This window comes from Microcoleus sp. S13_C3, assembly GCF_036700905.1.
Lineage (GTDB): Bacteria > Cyanobacteriota > Cyanobacteriia > Cyanobacteriales > Microcoleaceae > Microcoleus.
This window is the reverse complement of record NZ_JAUBPT010000088.1, coordinates 16,651-34,576: the sequence shown is the minus strand read 5'-3', so window position 1 is coordinate 34,576 and position 17,926 is coordinate 16,651. Positions and strand designations below refer to the sequence as shown.

At 45.6% G+C, this 17,926-nt stretch carries 19 protein-coding genes; 8 read left to right on the top strand and 11 right to left on the bottom strand.

Going from position 1 to position 17,926, the window contains the following annotated elements; all coding sequences use genetic code 11:
* Positions 1 to 67: 67 nt before the first annotated feature.
* The 4 genes from QUA16_RS22400 to QUA16_RS22385 form a co-directional block, all read right to left on the bottom strand.
* On the bottom strand, positions 68 to 220 hold the full coding sequence (locus QUA16_RS22400) for a hypothetical protein (protein ID WP_333108280.1): 153 nt from the start codon (positions 218 to 220) through the stop codon (positions 68 to 70).
* Positions 221 to 392: 172 nt separating this feature from the next.
* Entirely contained in the window at positions 393 to 1,679 is a 1,287-nt protein-coding gene (locus QUA16_RS22395) for a CAP domain-containing protein (RefSeq protein ID WP_333108279.1), read from the bottom strand.
* 515 nt (positions 1,680 to 2,194) lie between these two features.
* Entirely contained in the window at positions 2,195 to 2,869 is a 675-nt protein-coding gene (gene nblB, locus QUA16_RS22390) for a phycobilisome degradation protein NblB (protein ID WP_333108278.1), read from the bottom strand.
* Between the two features lie 121 nt (positions 2,870 to 2,990).
* Complete coding sequence (locus QUA16_RS22385) at positions 2,991 to 3,452, bottom strand: CBS domain-containing protein (protein ID WP_333181339.1); 462 nt, start codon at positions 3,450 to 3,452, stop codon at positions 2,991 to 2,993.
* 245 nt (positions 3,453 to 3,697) lie between these two features.
* On the opposite strand from QUA16_RS22385, the gene QUA16_RS22380 reads away from it, so the two are divergent.
* The 3 genes from QUA16_RS22380 to QUA16_RS22370 all read left to right on the top strand — a co-directional run bounded on the left by QUA16_RS22380 (position 3,698) and on the right by QUA16_RS22370 (position 7,013).
* Positions 3,698 to 4,024, top strand: a complete 327-nt coding sequence (locus tag QUA16_RS22380) for a (2Fe-2S) ferredoxin domain-containing protein (protein WP_333108276.1) — start codon at positions 3,698 to 3,700, stop codon at positions 4,022 to 4,024.
* A gap of 402 nt (positions 4,025 to 4,426) precedes the next feature.
* Complete coding sequence (gene dacB / locus QUA16_RS22375) at positions 4,427 to 5,899, top strand: D-alanyl-D-alanine carboxypeptidase/D-alanyl-D-alanine endopeptidase (RefSeq protein WP_445252217.1); 1,473 nt, start codon at positions 4,427 to 4,429, stop codon at positions 5,897 to 5,899.
* A 217-nt stretch (positions 5,900 to 6,116) separates the two neighbouring features.
* The gene (locus QUA16_RS22370) at positions 6,117 to 7,013 is read left to right on the top strand and encodes an alpha/beta hydrolase (protein WP_333108273.1); all 897 of its coding nucleotides are present in this window, start codon (positions 6,117 to 6,119) and stop codon (positions 7,011 to 7,013) included.
* Positions 7,014 to 7,130: 117 nt separating this feature from the next.
* On the opposite strand, the gene QUA16_RS22365 is transcribed toward QUA16_RS22370, so the two are convergent.
* The 3 genes from QUA16_RS22365 to QUA16_RS22355 are packed head-to-tail and all read right to left on the bottom strand — an operon-like array spanning position 7,131 to position 7,861.
* Positions 7,131 to 7,355 (bottom strand): helix-turn-helix transcriptional regulator, encoded by a 225-nt coding sequence (locus tag QUA16_RS22365; RefSeq protein WP_333108272.1) that lies wholly within the window; start codon positions 7,353 to 7,355, stop codon positions 7,131 to 7,133.
* Positions 7,356 to 7,384: 29 nt separating this feature from the next.
* Positions 7,385 to 7,648 carry a hypothetical protein gene (locus QUA16_RS22360; protein WP_333108271.1) on the bottom strand — a complete coding sequence of 88 codons (264 nt, stop codon included), beginning with the start codon at positions 7,646 to 7,648 and terminating at the stop codon, positions 7,385 to 7,387.
* Between the two features lie 3 nt (positions 7,649 to 7,651).
* Complete coding sequence (locus QUA16_RS22355) at positions 7,652 to 7,861, bottom strand: hypothetical protein (protein WP_333108270.1); 210 nt, start codon at positions 7,859 to 7,861, stop codon at positions 7,652 to 7,654.
* 612 nt (positions 7,862 to 8,473) lie between these two features.
* Between QUA16_RS22355 and QUA16_RS22350 the strand changes: the two genes are divergently transcribed.
* Positions 8,474 to 9,193 (top strand): hypothetical protein, encoded by a 720-nt coding sequence (locus tag QUA16_RS22350; RefSeq protein ID WP_333108269.1) that lies wholly within the window; start codon positions 8,474 to 8,476, stop codon positions 9,191 to 9,193.
* On the opposite strand, the gene QUA16_RS22345 is transcribed toward QUA16_RS22350, so the two are convergent.
* From QUA16_RS22345 to recA, 3 genes are all read right to left on the bottom strand, one after another.
* Positions 9,169 to 9,474 carry a Txe/YoeB family addiction module toxin gene (locus QUA16_RS22345; protein ID WP_333108268.1) on the bottom strand — a complete coding sequence of 102 codons (306 nt, stop codon included), beginning with the start codon at positions 9,472 to 9,474 and terminating at the stop codon, positions 9,169 to 9,171. The genes QUA16_RS22350 and QUA16_RS22345 overlap by 25 nt on opposite strands.
* Positions 9,467 to 9,637, bottom strand: coding sequence for a type II toxin-antitoxin system Phd/YefM family antitoxin (locus tag QUA16_RS22340; RefSeq protein WP_333108281.1), 171 nt, complete (start codon positions 9,635 to 9,637; stop codon positions 9,467 to 9,469). Before QUA16_RS22340 ends, QUA16_RS22345 begins: the two co-directional genes overlap by 8 nt.
* Before the next feature lie 184 nt (positions 9,638 to 9,821).
* Positions 9,822 to 10,958 carry a recombinase RecA gene (recA, locus tag QUA16_RS22335; RefSeq protein WP_333108267.1) on the bottom strand — a complete coding sequence of 379 codons (1,137 nt, stop codon included), beginning with the start codon at positions 10,956 to 10,958 and terminating at the stop codon, positions 9,822 to 9,824.
* 389 nt (positions 10,959 to 11,347) lie between these two features.
* Here recA and QUA16_RS22330 point away from each other — a divergent pair, with 389 nt between their 5' ends.
* The 3 genes from QUA16_RS22330 (at position 11,348) to QUA16_RS22320 (ending at position 15,771) form a co-directional block, all read left to right on the top strand.
* Positions 11,348 to 12,985, top strand: a complete 1,638-nt coding sequence (locus QUA16_RS22330; RefSeq protein ID WP_333108266.1) for a glycosyltransferase family 39 protein — start codon at positions 11,348 to 11,350, stop codon at positions 12,983 to 12,985.
* A 386-nt stretch (positions 12,986 to 13,371) separates the two neighbouring features.
* Positions 13,372 to 14,907, top strand: a complete 1,536-nt coding sequence (locus tag QUA16_RS22325; RefSeq protein ID WP_333108265.1) for a peptide ligase PGM1-related protein — start codon at positions 13,372 to 13,374, stop codon at positions 14,905 to 14,907.
* A 160-nt stretch (positions 14,908 to 15,067) separates the two neighbouring features.
* Positions 15,068 to 15,771 (top strand): IS1 family transposase gene (locus QUA16_RS22320; RefSeq protein ID WP_333181338.1). Its coding sequence is split into 2 segments (ribosomal slippage): positions 15,068 to 15,389 and positions 15,389 to 15,771, totalling 705 coding nucleotides; the frame shifts between segments, so codons are not numbered across the junction.
* A gap of 101 nt (positions 15,772 to 15,872) precedes the next feature.
* Here QUA16_RS22320 and lepB read toward each other — a convergent pair.
* Positions 15,873 to 16,481, bottom strand: coding sequence for a signal peptidase I (gene lepB, locus QUA16_RS22315; protein WP_333107748.1), 609 nt, complete (start codon positions 16,479 to 16,481; stop codon positions 15,873 to 15,875).
* Positions 16,482 to 16,570: 89 nt separating this feature from the next.
* On the opposite strand from lepB, the gene QUA16_RS22310 reads away from it, so the two are divergent.
* Positions 16,571 to 17,893 (top strand): dihydroorotase, encoded by a 1,323-nt coding sequence (locus QUA16_RS22310; RefSeq protein WP_333107747.1) that lies wholly within the window; start codon positions 16,571 to 16,573, stop codon positions 17,891 to 17,893.
* The last annotated feature ends 33 nt before the right edge of the window (positions 17,894 to 17,926 follow it).

Below are 17,926 nucleotides of genomic sequence, written 5' to 3'. Positions count from 1 at the left end.
ATTTGTTGATTTTGTAAATCAAATCTTGAGTGTTTACTTATCTTAACATGATTTGGTTTTTTTACGCCTACCTACTTTCTTCATTTGGAACCTCAGCGCCCCCAGATTGATATTGAATCTTATCCAAGGCGTAAAGTGGCAAACCAATGATTTCTGATAATCTCCTGCTGAGAGTTGATTTACCGCCTCCTGCGTTGCCAAACACGGCTACTTTTTTCATAGTTATCCCTCTTATGAATGATGCAGTTTGTAGCAATACTTGATATTATTACTATAATAATCAGTCTCTCAAAATAGCCCCCTTGATTTTCCTGTCCAAATTCAACGTAAAGCGCTCTTGTTTGTATATTCCCGACTTCTTGGAGGAGTCGGGAATGTGGATATGATGTTTTTTAGGCGTTGACAAAAACAGAAGATGTAAGCTGACTTTGACTTACACCCTGCACGATGCCCAAATAATTACTGCCAGACTTAATCGCCGTAGAAGCGACGCTTGCACCTCCATCCAACTGCAAACTCACAGCTTCAAAAGTCAAATTTGCAAATCCGATACCGTCAGTCAAACCAATTTTATCCCCAGCCCCAAAATCGACGATCACATCCGCACTAATTAAAGTACCCGCAGCAGACAAACCTCCTGCTAAGATAAACGTATCATTTCCGCCGCCGCCGGTCAGAATATCTTGCCCGCGATCGCCCGCCAATAACTCGTCGCCGTTACCCCCAATCAAGACATCATCTTCTTTTCCGCCACGGATAGTATTGTTACCGTCAGATCCGATTAGTCGATCGTTATCATTGTTGCCGCTGATAAAATCATTGCCAACACCGCCATCAATTAAATCGGATTCTTTGCCGCCGGATAAGCTGTCATTCCCTCCTGCGCCATTAATTGTATCCGCACCTTGCATCCCATTAATGCTATCAGCACCTTCTCCCCCCGTGATATTGTCTTTGCCGGAAAGGGCAAAAATTGGCAATCCCGCAGCATTTGTCGGTATTTGAGTATCGGCACTATCTGATAGGAAATAATTGCCGCCAGTGGCTGTATTTTTGGGTGCTTGTGTCGCGCTGCCGTCCCCTGTAGCATTGGGTATTGGCGAAGTAATAGATATAGTGTTTGGTGTGGGAGTCGGTGTGGGAGTAGGTGTCGGTGTCGGTGCGGGATTGACACTACCGTCAAGAGAAGTCGCAAAAACTTGCGTCCAATAGTGATTCCAATTTTCTGTGCCAGTATCGTCGGCTAAGAAATAGTAACCAATCCCAATTTCTTTGATATTCGGGTTAAGAATGTTAGCGCGGTGGCCGCTGCTGTTCATCCACGATGATACAACTTGTTCGGGTGTAGAAGAGCCCGCAGCAATGTTTTCTGCCGCCGCTGAGAATTGATAGCCCGTTGCAGAAATCCGACTTCCTAATGACGAACCATCTTTTCCGGTATGGGAAAAGAAGTCTTGCAGTGCCATGTTTTGGCTGTGATTTGCCGCTGCATTTAGTAACTGAGTATTTAAGGTTAGCGCGGACAAACTCAATTTGCTGCGTTCGATGTTGGTAAGTTCTAAAACTCTATTAATAAAGTTTTGATTGGTGGTTGAAGTTGGTGCAACTTGAGAGACCGATCGCTCTCCTATTAAAATGTCAGAGGACTGATAACCAGAATTTTGTAGTTGTTCAAGCATGGGGACGTTCAAGAGTTTTAAGAGTTTTTTTTGCTGGTAGATGACTTACCCTCTTAACGATAGTTTCCCCGATCGCTAGCTGGCTGGGTACAATTCAATAACTGTGTTAATCCCTGCCGCTGCTGTATTTATTTTGATTATAGCTGTTGTCAAAGTGCGGATGTCAAGAGGCTGGCTCTGATTGGAAAAGGGAAGAGTACGCTCGATTTGAAGGAGAGTTTCAAAAGAATTTGCGATCGCCTGTGGCATCAATACAATTTTAGATTTTAGATTTTAGATTTTAGATTTTTCCTGATTAGTATGGTTTACGCGGCGCACCCAGCCCGCTGGCTGGCTGGCTAGAAACCCGGTTTCTACGATTTTTGCAGAGAGGAACGACAAATATAGGAAGAAACCGGGTTTCTGAATTATGTGTGCGATCGCAAACTAAGTTTTTAGTAGAATCCTCACAAAAAATTCTAAATTAATTCAAAATTCACAACCGCGCAGGGTTGTTCCGGATCGCAAAAGCAATCTCAAGATTTCAAACTATTTTCTTGTCCGACTTTAGCCTCCTGAGCAACTTGCTCAACCTCATCTTTGGCGAGAATTTCCAAAGCTGTCTGTGCTTCTGCACCGCCCAACCGCCCCAAAGCTTGGGCGACTCTGTAACGGATCTGCCAATCTGCATTGGAAGCGTAGGGAAGCAGCAGCGGCAGCGCGCGTTTATCTCCCAATTCACCTAATGCGCTGATGGCAATGGTTTGGATCAATTCGTTTTCAGAAGTCAGGGCATTTTCTAACATCGGAAAGGCTTTCGGATCTCCCATTTCTCCCAAAGCCGCGACGATGCTTAGTTGCACCAGCCATTCAGAGGTACTGCTATAAACTTGCTGCAAATCTTCTAAAGCATCGGTTAATTTCAATGCGCCCAAAGCATCGGCTGCTGCTGCTTGCACGTCGGGTTCGGGGTCGTTGTTCAGGCTGTTTCGCAGTACCTCTAAAGCGTTCTGCAGATTCTGCGTACCGAGGGTTGATAATTGGCTGACTGCTGCGTAGCGAACCCGGACGTTTTTGTCGCCGATCGCAATTTGAATCAGTTTATAGGCGATCGCGGGTTCTAGTTGCCGCAGTTGGTTGACTGCTCGCAGTCTTTCGCCAAAATCCTCGGAATTCAGCAATTGTTCGACAGACTCAGGGGTAATGCTCATCGGATTTTAGATTTTAGATTTTAGATTTTAGATTTGGTAATTGGTAATTGCCAAAAGCAAGCGAGATTTAAGGAGTGATCGACTCATTTTCTGATACACTCCTGGAACTGCAACAGTTAATTTAAGATTCGGCAGCCATCGAGCGGATAATATCTCCCCTAGTGAGGATGCCTATTACTTTGCCCGCCGAATCGACCACTGGCAATCGGTGGATGCTGCGATCGTGCATCAGTTTGGCAGCTTCTTGCACAGATTGATCGGGCCCGATGGTAACTGGCTCTGTACTCATCGCTTCTCCTACTGTTTGTCCTAAAGCCTTGTGGAGTTCTCGCTCATAACGAGATGGATTTTCCAAATAAATCACGCTGTCGAGCACCATGATATAAGCGGGCGGAGTTACGCCGGTTTCCCGCCACATCAAGTCGGTTTCGGAGATGACTCCTACCAACAAGTCATTCTCATCTACGACGGGAAGACCGCTAATGCGTCGATCGGCTAAAATTTTAATCGCTTCGTTCAAGGGCATTTCGGGTCGCGCCAAAATCGGGTCGCGGCTCATTACATCGGCTACTGTTTTTGGCATGATTAGCGGTTGATTGAGTTGTTGCTCTAAATCGATCATATAGGGAAAGCGTGACACAGACTGAAGAAAGGCAGCTCTGCTGAAGGGATTCGTTAGAAGGTAGTAAAGAAGGAAAAAGTTTGAGTGCCAGAATTTTGCTGTTTTTTTCGATCGCGCTATAAAATTCTGCGCTTTGCCTCCCTCCGGCGAGCGATCGGCCTGACAAGATTGTTAAAATATCTTAAAGAGCGGATAAATCCTTACCAATGCCAGAATCTCCAGCCACAGAACCAGACTCCCAACCAGAAGCGCGCTGTGTATTGGTTTGCCAGTATCAATCTTGCCTGAAAAATGGTTCAGCAGCAGTGCTAGCTGCTTTTGAAGCCCAACAAGTTGCAGGGGTGAAAGTGGAAGCCTGTAGTTGTCAGGGACAGTGCACCACTGGCCCGACGGTGCGAGTTACCCCAGACGAAATTTGGTATTGTCGAGTTAAACCTAGTGATGTACCGTTGATTATGGAAGAGCATCTCAAAGGGGGAAAACCTGTAGAGGCGCTGTTCAATCCGAGAATTCATGCGCGTTATTATTATTAATATTGACTTGATTCAGTGAAACTTCCAATATCTGGCGCATCTAATTTTATGAAGTAGGGACACTCCAAGAGCCCAAGGCGTGTCAACTTAAGCTTTTAGTCTGCCAGTCCTCCCGCCCACCCGCTAGTCCGCCAGGGAATGAATTCCCTGTCTCATAGCTAAAGTCCTCTAAAAGAGGACTAATGAGTTTAAAATTTTTCTTCTGAGTCCTGTTGAGAAGACTTTCGCTTTGATGTAGGGTTTTAACCCCTGCCGGACTATCGGTTTTACGTTAAGTTGACACTAATAGGTATTGCCGTGTCCCTACGGCGGGGATAGATTGATAGGTGGGTGTTCTTCATAAACGTGGAATCTCCTGTATCTAATTTTAATAGTTATCGTTAAGGAACTTGCACTTTGAAAATCCAAGGAATTGCGGTTAGTTTGTTAGTCCTAATTCTGGGGCGTCCGTCGGCGGTTGCGGCTCAAACTTCGGCGGTTTCTGGGGATATTTGCCCTGGGGAATTGGGGGCGCAAGTAGATGCGATCGCCAACCGTCCCGAATTTAGCAGATCGCGCTGGGGCATTTTGATTCAACCTCTATCTTCTACTACTACTCTCTACAGTCGCGACGCCACCAAATATTTTATTCCAGCATCAAATGCCAAGCTGCTAACCACAGCCGCTGCTTTGCAGAAACTCGGTGCAGATTTTCGGATTAAGACATCGGTTTACAGCGGCGAAAATGGAAGTTTGTACGTTGCTGGCCGGGGAGATCCGAGCATTGCTGAGGCTCAGTTGAAATCTTTGGCGCAGCAGTTGAAGCAGCGGGGAATCAGTCAAGTTAACCAGTTGATTGGCGATGACAGCTATTTTCAAGGCAGTGCAGTTAATCCGAATTGGGAATGGGAAGACGCGCAAGCTGGCTACGGAGCGCCGATTAACAGTTTAATTTTCAATCAAAACGCGATCGACCTTCTCTTGTCTCCGCAGGCGATCGGGCAACCTCTGAAAGTTACTTTTGCCGAACCAAAGCTGGCAAATCAGTGGCAAATTCAAAACAATTCAGTAACAGTCGCCCAAAACGAATCCGAGTTTATTGAAGTTGGCCGGGAGTTCGATCGACCTATAATTCGAGTGAGCGGACAGTTGAAAGTTGGTGGCGAACCTGAATCAGCTTATGTCGCAGTTGTCAACCCCGCTAATAATTTTTTGCAGCAGTTTCAGCAAGCCCTGGCGGCTGAGGGAATTCCTGTTAAACAGGCTTTAGTTGCATCTGCCTCTCGCAATTTAAATCAAGAATTAGCGAGCGTTGAATCGCCACCGCTGGCGGAATTGGTGAGAGAAACTAATCGCGAAAGCAACAATCTTTATGCAGAAGTTTTATTGAGATTGTTGGGAAAAGCTACAGACAAGATGCCCCTGCCACAAACACTCACAGGCAAGATGCCTGTGCCACAAGAGGATACAGGTGAAATGGGTTTGAAAGAGTTAAAAACAGTTTTAACTCAATTAGGAGTAAATCCAAACAGCTACATATTAGCCGACGGTTCCGGCTTGTCTCGGCACAATTTAATTAGCCCTGAAGCCTTGGTGCAAACTTTGAGATTTATGGCCAATTCACCTGCGGCATCTATTTACCGGCAGTCACTGCCGATCGCTGGCGAGAGTGGCACTTTGAAAAATCGCTTTAATATTACACCAAACCGCGTAAATTTGCAAGCAAAAACAGGAACTATGAGCGGAGTTTCGGCGCTGTCGGGATATATCGAAGTTCCGAATTACGAGCCGCTGGTGTTTAGCATTATTGTCAATCAATCTGACCTATCGACTGCAAAAATGCGATCGGCAACGGACGAAATTGTGCTATTATTGAATCGCCTGCGCCGCTGTTAAAACAATACATTTAAGGTGAGCAACTTGAGTTCAGTAGTTACACCTAAAAAACAGGACACCCAAAAACCCTACAAGTTTTAAGTTTCATTAGATTGCAGCGGCGGGGATCGAAAAGCAGCTACAATAAAAGTAGAAAAATTAACACCATTGGGACGTTTTAGCCTGCTACCAGTCGGCGGGTTCTGTACTTCCCGAAAATAAGTCTAACTTTCCCACTATGAATTCTTTAGATTCCGAACAGCAACACATCTTTGTCGAAACCAACAACATCCGCCTGCACTGCGTTTCTCAAGGAGAAGGCGAGCTTGTTCTCCTCCTGCATGGGTTTCCAGAGTTTTGGTACTCTTGGCGTCATCAAATCCCTGCTTTAGCGCGTCATTTCAAGGTGGTAGTGCCGGATTTGCGGGGCTACAACGATTCCGATAAGCCGGAAAGTGGCTATGATTTGGATACGCTAAGCGCCGATATTCGCGGTTTGATTGCGAGCCTCGGTTATACAAAAGCTCACGTTGTAGGTCATGATTGGGGAGGGGCGATTGCGTGGCACTTAGCTCAAAAATTTCCCGAACAACTCAACCGCTTGGCAATTTTAAACGCTCCGCACCCGCAGCGATTCATGCAGGAAATGGCGAGCAATTTAGATCAAATCCGCCGCAGTTGGTACGTTTTGGCATTTCAGGTTCCGGGCATTCCAGAATTGTTGATCCGGCAAAACTTGAAAGATTTTGTTCACAATGTTTTCCAAGGACAAGCTGTTCGCAAAGGATCTTTTAGCGCTGAGGAAACTAAGATTTATCAGACTGCTTTAGAAAAGCCGGGAGTATTAGCCGCCGCTATCAATTATTACCGGCAAATGTTTCATCCGCAGAGGCTTTGGAATTTGGGGCAGAAATTAGAACCTGTGACAGTGCCTACTTTGGTGCTTTGGGGAGAAGATGATGCGTTTTTGAGCCACAAACTTGTAGAAGGTTTAGACAGATTAATTACGGCTCCGTTTAAGTTGAAATTAGTTCCTCACTGCGGCCACTGGATTCAGCAGGAAGCGCCGCAAACGGTGAATCGAGAATTGCTGAGTTTTCTGAGAAATTCTTCTGGTTCTGTGGCTGTGGCATAGAAAAAAAGTAACGCTTGCACATAAGAACGGGCAAGATGCCCGTTCCACAAGAAGATTGAATTTTTGTGGAACGGGCATCTTGCCCGTTCCTAATATCTGACGCACCCTACTTATTTATTAGTCCCAGAGCAAATTTTCTTGGATCAGCAGTGCAATCATCGCAGTTCTGGAACAAACACCGAGTTTGATAAAAATCCGCCTCACGTAAGTAGCAACCGTCCAGTGACTGATATTTAAATTTTTGGCAATACATTTGTTTGGCAGGCCTTGGGCTATTAATTGCGCGATCGCTCTTTCGCGTGGACTCAGGCTAATTTCCGCTTTGTAACTTATGCTTTGCATACTTTTCCAATGAGGTAAGGAGTTTAAATCTAATCAATGAATGATTGAATTCCGAGTTTTTCTCGAACTTCAGATAAAGGAGTTTCCCAATCAGATGCAACGTCCCAATTAATTAGCCGAGTGGCTAATTTTCCATGTTTTAAGCCTTTGATAATTTGTCCGATCGCGCAACTTGACCCACCGATCAGTCCAACTAACACTAAAATCGCACAAGAAGGACGAAATACTTGAGCGCGAGTAAACGCTTGAAGTATAAATTCATCTTCTGTTGAAGCTGAAAGACCAGTCAGCACCGGTTAAACGTCGTGGTTTCGCTGAATCCAGTCTCCCGATGCGATCGGCTCAAAGCCTTGTTCGTCTAGAAATTGCGCCACTTCACACCCTAATGTTCCTGCTGGCAGTTGGCGCAATTTCTCCAAGTCTATTTCAAAATGTCGATCGCTCTCAATTTGAGGATTAATTGTTTGAGCCATTTTTAATATAACTCCTAATTGACCGTCAGCCATAATTTATTCTCCCTGCAACAATGATTTAAGTTTCGAGCAAATTAATTTGTGTTTGTCAAGTTCATTTTTGCGCTGAATCAAGACGACTTTTTTTACCGACTCAGCTTAAAAATCGTACTTTCTGTCACAGCAATGGGGTTTCAGGAGCTTTTACATTTCTTTACAAGCATTCTTAGATTTGAAATCAGCTACCTGTAAAAATCGCCCTAGTGTTTGTAATCGCAACTTGACCCACCGGGAAGTACCCGTAAAATCCACAGTATTTAGCGGTGACTGGAACTCCCTTACTTACGTATATAAATTTATTCTGCTGCTAATTATTGGAACCTGCAATGAGTCCGAAGTTGAAGCTTGCAGGCCTCGTGATGCACGTGCATACAAGTGAAGAGAGTTGAAGGGAGGTGAAGTAAGGTGAAGTTATCCAGAGTTGATGTTTAGGAATTACGCAGTAGTGCCAATCCCCCGTGGTTGCCGAATTTGTCGTGGTCATCATGGGCGATTGCCCCTATGTCGTTAGAATGCCGCTCAAATGAGTGTCACTCATTTGAGCGACTGGTCAAATATCTTCACCAACAGCTACAAATAAAGTAGAGATTCATACAAGGTGTTGCTGTGAAAAAAATTTCCATTTTGTTATCCACAGGAGTTGTGTCATTGATTTGGTGCGCTGCTGCTAGCGCTACCACTTATGTTAATCCTAACGGTAAAACTACTTTAAACTTGTCAGAAAAAGGAAACAATCGCAGCGGTTTTTACTTAACCAAAGTAGGCAATCGGGAATTTTTGGGCAATATTCAAATTACCCGTTCCGAAGGAGCAGCAGGCTCTTACTATTACAACGGGACTTTCAAAGACAGTGCGACCGGCCCTGGCCGAAAAATTGTTTGTTCTGGAGATATTGCCATTGTCAGGCGTCAAGTGGGAAGCAGCAGCCAATTGGGAGCCGAAGTTACTTGGAAGGTGAAATCCGGAGAAAATTGTCCTTCTATTGGCCAGACATTTAAAGTAAATTTAGTCGAAGCTTTACCGCGCCCTAATGCAAGCGGCGACTATACTTCTAGCAATGCTAATACTTGGTCGAGTCCAACAAATGGTTTTGTAACTTGGCCTGCTTGGCGAGTCACCTCGCGAGATGGACAACTCAACTGCCGCCAGACCGCAAACGGAGCAATTCAACAAGTTTACCGTGCGGATCAAGATACAGTTGCTGCTGAACTCAGGGGAGCAAATGCGATTACGATGGCGAACGGTCAACCCTGGTTGCTGACAAGACAAGGCTGTTATGTGCGCGCTAATTCTCAATACGTTCAGCCAGTTTCTATGCCTGAATAAGTGTTCGTAAATAGGGAGAATCTCAATGAAAGCAGCCAAGCTAGAAATAGGAGTTTTGAGGCAGTAGGCAGAAGGAAGGAGCCAGGAGAAGTATTTTTACAAATATGAGAGGCTCCCGCCAGATTCTCCCTCAGTGGTTCTGGCTTTCCGAACCCCTCAAACGGCAATCGGATTGTTGCCTCAATTAGCTTGTTAATTCGTTTTAACGTTTTCTTATCTTGCCCTTGCCAATATAAATAATCGCCCCAAGCCTCATCCGTCCATGCTAACTTTCTAGTCATCCAACAAATTTCGCTCCACCACTTTCCCCTGCTTAAACTGAGCAATAGAACGCTCCAAATGGGCAGCATTGGCGGGAGATTTAAGTAAATGAACTGTTTCCAGCAAACTATTAAAGAACTCTAGCGACATAACCACGGCATCCTCCGCGTCCCGTCTAGTGATGACGGTATTACTGGTTTACTTGTTGACTGGCTGTGCCTCTTAACCCATGTAAGCGACAAGCGAGCCGAAGCCGAGCGAAAATTAAATTCGAGGCTCGCTTGTCGCTGTTGAGCGTTACTTTGGCAAAGAACGAAAGTAACGAGTAAACAACCAGTAAACGAGTAATAATTGAGGACTAAAAAACTTAGATTTCTTCGTCCAAATCTTCTACCTCATCTACATCATCTACATTATCTACATCATCTACATCATCTACATCATCTACCTCAATAGGAGCGACAGAATTAGCAGAAACCAGAGCACCAGTCTCAAGTTTCTTTTTAACTAGCTCCTCAATTTCATTTTTGAAATCGATGTTTTTCTCCATGTGCTGGATCACTTTGTCTCGTCCTTGAGCTATGTTCTCTCCGTTGTAGCTATACCAAGAACCTTTTTTGATGATTACTCCCATTTCGTCGGCCAAGTCAGTCAGACAGCCTAAAGTAGAAATGCCTTTGCCAAATACAATGTCAAATTCGGCAATACGGAAAGGCGGAGCAACTTTATTTTTAGCAACTTTAACTTTCGTGCGGTTGCCGTATTCTTCTGTACCTTTTTTCAAGCTTTGAATGCGGCGAATGTCAAGCCGCACGCTGGCGTAGAACTTGAGTGCGTTACCGCCGGTTGTTGTTTCCGGGTTGCCGTAAGTTATGCCGATTTTTTGCCGCAATTGGTTGAGGAAAATGACGGTACAGCCGGATTTGCCGATGTTGCCGGTGATTTTCCGCAAAGCTTGACTCATCAAACGCGCTTGCAAACCCATGTGGGAGTCGCCCATGTCGCCTTCGATTTCGGCGCGGGGGACGAGGGCGGCTACGGAGTCAATTACTACGATATCGACGGCGACGGAACGGACGAGTTGATCGACGATTTCTAGGGCCATTTCGCCGGTATCCGGCTGGGAAACTAAGAGATTTTCAATATCGACGCCTAAAGCTGAGGCGTAGGTGGGATCGAGGGCGTGTTCGGCATCCACGAAGGCTGCGATACCGCCGGATTTTTGGACTTCGGCGATCGCGTGGAGAGCTAGAGTTGTTTTACCGGAACTTTCCGGGCCGTAAATTTCAATAACTCGGCCTTTTGGCAAACCGCCTCCCAAAGCAATGTCCAGTGTCAGGGCTCCGGTGGGAATGGTTTCTACCCTCATGCGAGTGGAGTCTCCCAATCGGACGATCGCCCCTTTGCCAAAGCTGCGCTCGATTTGGGAAAGTACGGAAGTTAGAGCTTTTTGCTTTTCTGAGTTTTCAGTGGAAGTTTTTATAGACGCTTCTTTTTTTGCCATTTGCGGTACGCAGGTAGACCCCTTGCGGAGCTTGTTGATTAACTGTACAACACGTATGTTAGCAGTTATTTTTGGGGTCTGGAGGTTCTGGGAGCATTTGGTTGAAGATTCTTGATTTTGGGGTGGTTCAGCCTGAGCCAGCTTTCAGCAGCCTCTAATCTAGAAGGTATTCGGCATCCGGCAGAGGGTAGAATGATCGTCTGTTGGGGTATGTACGGGGTATTGATCGCTCTCGGAGTGCGGCTTTAACTGGTTCCCAGGCTCTGTCTGGGAACCGATGTCCAGAGGCTCTGCCTCGAAAAGCTGACATTAAAATTGGAGGCAGAGCCTCCGGATCTGTGTTACCAGGCAGAGCCTGGTAACAAGTAATCGCCACAATTAGGACAAGCATGGGATCTACAACACATCAAGACACATCTGTTAATACCAAAAATTCCCGCTGGCTGATGAACTTATTGGCGATCGGCATTTTACTAGGTATCGGATTTCGGTTTTTTGAGATCGATCGCAAACTGTACTGGCACGACGAAACTTACACATCAATGCGCGTCGCTGGTTTCACCCGCCAAGACATTAACGACGAACTATTCCAAAACCGGATTGTTCCCGCACCAGAATTGCAAAAATATCAGCGGATTAAACCGGGAAGTACAGAAGCAGATACAATTCGTTCTTTAGCACTAGAAGACGCGCAGCATCCGCCTTTATACTTTCTCATGGCTCGTTGGTGGATGCAGGAATTTGGCAGTTCTCTAACAGCCTCCCGCAGTTTGCCAGCACTATTGAGTTTGCTGTCGCTGCCTTTGATGTACGCTTTAGCTCAGGAACTTTTCGCATCGAATTTGACGGCGTTATTCGCAACAGCACTGTTGGCTTTATCACCCTTTGATATATTGTTTGCTCAGACAGCAAGGCAGTACAGTTTGCTAACAGCCACAGTTATTGGCAGCAGTTGGCTGCTGCTGAGAGCAGTGCGATTGCGGGCTTGGCAAAATTGGGCGTGTTACTCGCTGGCGATCGCAATCGGTTTCTACACTCACCCTTTCTTCGGTTTAACACTCATCGGACACGGATTTTTTATCATTTCTTACTGGCTGTTTGTCAACAAAAGAGAATTGCGAGGGAACTTAACTACTTCTCAATTTTTTTTAGCAATAACAGCAGGTTTAGTATTGTATAGTCCGTGGATTTACGTCATGGCAACACACCTGAAACGTATCTCAGCTACGACAGATTGGACGCGAGTGTCTCCTGGCTGGCTGTATCTTCTCAGAATGTGGATGCTCACCTTTACAGCTTTATTTTTTGACATCGAATCGAGCTCTAAAAATATCTGGATTTATCTGCTGAGATTGCCTTTTTTGCTGTTAATTGCGGTAGCCCTTTACCAAATATGCCGCCGGACTAGCATCTCAACTTGGCTGTTTATTGTAACATCAATTTTTGTACCTTTTTTGCTTTTGGCTTTACCGGATATAATCCTAGGCGGCAAACGTTCGGCCGTCAGCCGCTATCTGATTTCCTGCTTTCCGGGAGTGCAGCTAGCAGTTGCTTACTTGCTCGCCAGTAACGTGAAAAATCAGCAGCGGTTTTGGCAAGTCATTTTAGCCTTGGTATTTACAGCAAGTGTAGCATCCTGTACTGTCAGCGCTGTTTCTGATACTTGGTGGAGCAAAGACTCGAGCTATTTTAATGCAGAAGTTGCGAGAAATATTAACAAAGAGGCAATAGCTAACCGCTCGATTAAAGATACAATTGTAATTAGCGATGATCGCGGCATCGATTTTACGAACATGGGAGATTTGCTTTCTCTGAGTTATTTGCTCGACAAAGACGTGCGGCTGATGCTGATGAGCGAGTCGCCAGAAATCGAGATGCTGAACAAATATTCGGCTCCCCTGGTGTTCCACCCTTCGGAAAAATTGCGATCGGCACTCAAGCAAAATCAACGCCGCTTAGAGCCAATTTTGCAGTATGCCAGACTTTTTCGAGCGCGGCGAGCTTCTGAAACCAGTTCCCAAAAGTAGTGATAGCGATACAGATAGATTGTACGCGAGCATTTGTAGGGATACCGCACCGTGCCGTCTCCGACGCTGTAGGGATAGGGCATTGCCCAAGGAGTGTCAACTTAAGCCTGAAACCCCTGAGAAATCTCGTTTTTACGCTAAGTCTAGATCCCCCTAAATCCCCCTGATTGTTGGGGAGTAGGGGTTGACTTTGAGCCATTTCCGGTTCCCCCCTTAAGAAGGGGGGCTAGGGGGGATCTAGGCTTAATAGTCAAACCGGATTCTCTGACTGGGTTTAACGTGTTTATTGACACGAAGAAGGGCTGGCGTGCGGTGTCCCTACTTATCTGGGCTGACACACCCGACATCATCAGCAATAATTATTTGAATACTTAGGATAAAAAGCAATGCAAGAGTTAAATAATTCATCTTCGGAATCCGCGCAGAAGTTTCGCAATCTTCAGACAGAATTACGCGAACGTTGGCGAGCGATAGAAGAATTCGACAGCGGAGATTGTGACATTATTATCATTCCTTCTGTCAGCTTAGATCAGCAAGAAATGCAGAAAGTAGAGGGTGCTTACCACTACGAAGAGCGGCATTTATTTTCATTAATTCGGCTGCGAAATCCCCACACGCGCTTAATTTATATTACCTCGGAACCCTTGCACCCGATGATTGTGGATTATTACCTGCAATTGCTGCCGGGAATTCCGTTTTCTCACGCGCGCGATCGGCTTTTGCTGTTCAGTGCTTACGATGCTTCTGCCAAATCCCTCACCCAGAAAATTTTAGAGCGCCCCCGCTTGATGGAGCGCATTCGTCAAGCAGTGCGGCCGACAAAATCTTATATGGTTTGTTATAACTCGACGCCCTTAGAACGGGAGTTATCTGTTCAATTGGGGATTCCTTTGTGGGCCAGCGATCCGGATCTGTTATACTGGGGAACAAAAAGCGGCAGCAGGCAAATTTTCCAAGAATGTGGCGTGCCTTATCCTGACGGTTCTGAGTTGGTTTGGAATGCGGAAGATTTAGCGGAAGCTGCGGCGGATTTGTGGGCGAGGCAGCCGCATTTGCAACGGATCGTAATTAAGTTAAATGAAGGTTTTTCGGGGGAAGGAAATGCAATTCTCGATCTGCGTTCCCTGGCGAGTAAAGCACCTACAGAAAGAGCGAAGGCAATTGGCGAGCACTTCCATAATTTGCGCTTTCAAGCAACGGGCGAAACCTGGGAAAATTTTAGCAGCCGCATTCCAGAATTAGGGGCAATTGCCGAAGCATTTATCGAAGGAGAAGAAAAGTTCTCCCCCAGCGTTCAAGGCAGAATTATTCCCAGTGGCGAAGTAGAAATTCTCTCCACTCACGACCAGATTTTAGGAGGTCCAGACGGTCAAATTTTCTTAGGTTGCCGATTTCCTGCGGACGAATCTTATCGGCTGGCGTTGCAAGAATTGGGATGGAAAGTCGGGCAAAACTTAGCTAAAAAAGGTGCTTTAGAGAGATTTGGAGTAGATTTTCTGGCTGTAAAGCAATCCGATGGGAAATGGGATATTCAAGCAATAGAAATTAACTTACGTAAAGGAGGCACAACTCATCCGTTTATGGCTTTGAAGCTGTTAACAAACGGTCGCTACGAACGTTCGACAGGATTATTTTACAGCCAGCAGGGCCGTCCAAAATATTATGTCGCTTCGGACAATTTGAAAAAAGAGCGCTATCGGGGATTATTACCGAACGATTTGATGGATATTATTGCTGACAATCAACTGCACTTTGACAGCGGTACTGAGACGGGCAGTGTGTTTCATTTAATGGGTTGTTTGTCTGAGTTTGGCAAATTGGGAGTGACGAGTATTGGCAATTCGCAGCAAGAAGCTGAGGATATGTATAACAAAGTTGTGAAAGTTCTCGATCGCGAAACATCAGGCGATTTTAAATTTTAGATTTTAGATTTTAGATTTGCTCCAGTCGTATCATGTCCGATCGATTAAGCACAATATCTCGACCGGGGCGGGTTTTTGAGATTGTCAATTATTGGCAGATATTGGCAGGTTTACCCGCCCCGGCGTTGCTGAGTTAGAGTATGAATAGGAGGAATAATTTATGCAATGCCCAGAATGTAAATCAACCCATATCCGTAAAAACGGCAAGAAAAAAGGAAAACAGAATCATATTTGTGTCCAATGTGGTCGTCAATTCATCAATGAGTATGAGCCCCAGCGAGGTTATAGCGAGGCCATCAAACGTGATTGTCTAAAAATGTATGTCAATGGTATGGGTTTACGGGCGATAGAACGAGTTAAGGGTGTTCATCATACCACAGTAATAAATTGGGTAAAACAAGTCGGAAAACAGTTGCCAGATGTTTATGATCCTGAAGTCATCCCAGAAGTTGGTGAACTCGATGAATTACAAACTTATGTAAAAAAAAAACAGACAGGATATGGCTGTGGACAGCGGTTGACCACTTTAAACCAGGAATTTTAGGATGGGTATTAGGGGATCATAGCGCTAAGACATTTGAACCATTATGGGACCAAGTAAGTGCATGGAAATGCTATTTTTATGTAACTGATGGATGGTCTGTATATCCCATGTTTATTCCTGATGGGGATCAGATTATTAGCAAGACTTATATGACCCGAGTAGAAGGGGAAAATACCAGACTAAGACATTATTTGGCTCGGCTACATCGTAAGACTCTTTGTTATTCTAAATGTGAGGAAATGCTCAAGCATTCTATTAAGTTATTAATACATTACTTGAAGTTTGACGATATTCCCATTCCTGGGGTATTCATACCTTGATTCAGCAACGCCACCCGCCCCTACCTAATTTCGGGTGATCGACCGGACATCATATCAGTCAGCTTAGATCCCCCACTTCGCAGAAGTTGTCGGGGATCTAGCTAATTTTTAGGGGGATAAAGGGGCGTGGGGTCGATCGAACCTGTGCGGTTGAGTGGCCAAAAACGCACAATTGCCCTACCGATGATATTTTGCTTGGGTACAAAGCCCCAGTAATGGCTGTCACAGCTTGCGTTGCGGTTGTCGCCGAGCACCAAGTAAGAATTTGGGGCTACAACTACAGGCCCGTAGGGATACTGCGGAATTTCTTCAATATATTTTTCCTGTAGCGGCTGCTTGTTGATAAAAACTTTTCCCTCTTTGACTTCCACAGTGTCCCCTGGAAGTCCGATCACTCGCTTGATATAGGCATCTTTGATCGGTGGCGGCTGTCCCGTGCACAAACTAGCCGGGTCAGGAGGCATAAATACGATAATATCTCCTCGGTGGGGGTCTTGGAATCGATAGCTTACCTTATCTATAATTAATCGATCGTTAATTTGTAAGGTTGGGAGCATCGAGCCGGTGGGGATGTAGCGTGCTTCGGCAACCAGGGTGCGGATACCAAAGGCCAAAAATGCTGCTAAGCCGATCGTCTTAATTCCTTCGATCCAAGGATTTTCGGTGTCTTGCGGAGGTTTTTCGTCGGCTGACTTGTCTAGACGAGTCATAGGGTATTGTAGTGACTGAGCTGGATACGAATTATAAACTTAATAATGCTTCCATGATAGCACGCTGTTTACTTAATTAAGGATATCTTATGACTCCCCAATCAAGTTTGTTAATCCGTCGCGCTCGCATTCTTTTGCCCAATGGTGAGTTTTTGGTAGGAGATGTGCAAATCTGCGATGGCAAAATTGTCCAAGTTGCTGCTGAAATTGTCGAATCGGGCGATCGAGAAATAGATGCGAAAGGCTTAACTCTGTTACCCGGAGTAATTGATCCCCAGGTACACTTCCGGGAACCTGGTTTAGAACACAAGGAAGACTTATTTACCGCTAGCTGTGCTTGCGCTAAAGGCGGCGTGACATCGTTTCTGGAAATGCCGAATACGCGACCTCTGACCACAACCCAAGCTGCCTTAGATGATAAACTAAGTCGCGCTGCCGAGAAGTGTTTGGTGAACTACGGCTTTTTTATTGGTGCAACGCCGGAGAATTTGCCGGATTTGTTGAATGCGAATCCGACTCCGGGAATTAAGGTGTTTATGGGTTCGATGCACGGGCAGTTGTTGGTGGATGGAGAAGCAAGTTTAGAGGCGATTTTTGCGGCAGGCGATCGACTAATTGCCGTGCACGCAGAAGACCAAGCTAGAATCAACCAGAGGCGTCAGGAATTTGCCGGGATTTCTGATGTTGCCGTGCACTCCCAAATTCAAGACAATCAAGCAGCTTTGTTAGCAACTCAGCTAGCCTTAAAACTTTCTAACAAATATCAGCGCCGTCTGCACATTCTGCACCTTTCAACTGGGGATGAAGCTGAGTTGTTGCGCCAGGAAAAACCGAGTTGGGTGACAGCAGAAGTTACGCCGCAGCATTTGTTGTTAAATACCAGTGCCTATCAAACAATTGGCAGTTTAGCTCAGATGAATCCGCCTTTGCGCGACCCCCGCGATAACGAAATACTTTGGCAAGCTTTACTCGACGGCGTAATTGATTTTATCGCCACAGACCACGCGCCGCACACATTAGCAGAAAAAGCTCAAGAATATCCAAATACGCCGTCTGGAATGCCGGGAGTCGAAACTTCTTTGCCTTTGATGCTGACGCAAGCAGTAGAGGGAAGATGTACAGTGGCACAAGTTGCTAATTGGATGTCGGCGGCAGTTGCTAAGGCTTATAAGATTCCGAACAAAGGGGCGATTGCTCCGGGTTTTGATGCAGATTTAGTCTTAGTTGATTTGGAGAAATACCGCCAGGTGGTCGGCGCAGAGATGGCGAGCAAGTGCGGCTGGAGTTCCTTTGAAGGATGGAATTTAACTGGATGGCCTGTGGTCACGGTTGTGGGAGGAAAAGTTGTTTTTGAGGATGGTAAATTGGATACAAATGTGAGGGGAGAAGCATTGACATTTGACGCTGAGTAAGAAGGAATTTAACTCAAGTGTTATAATGTGGTA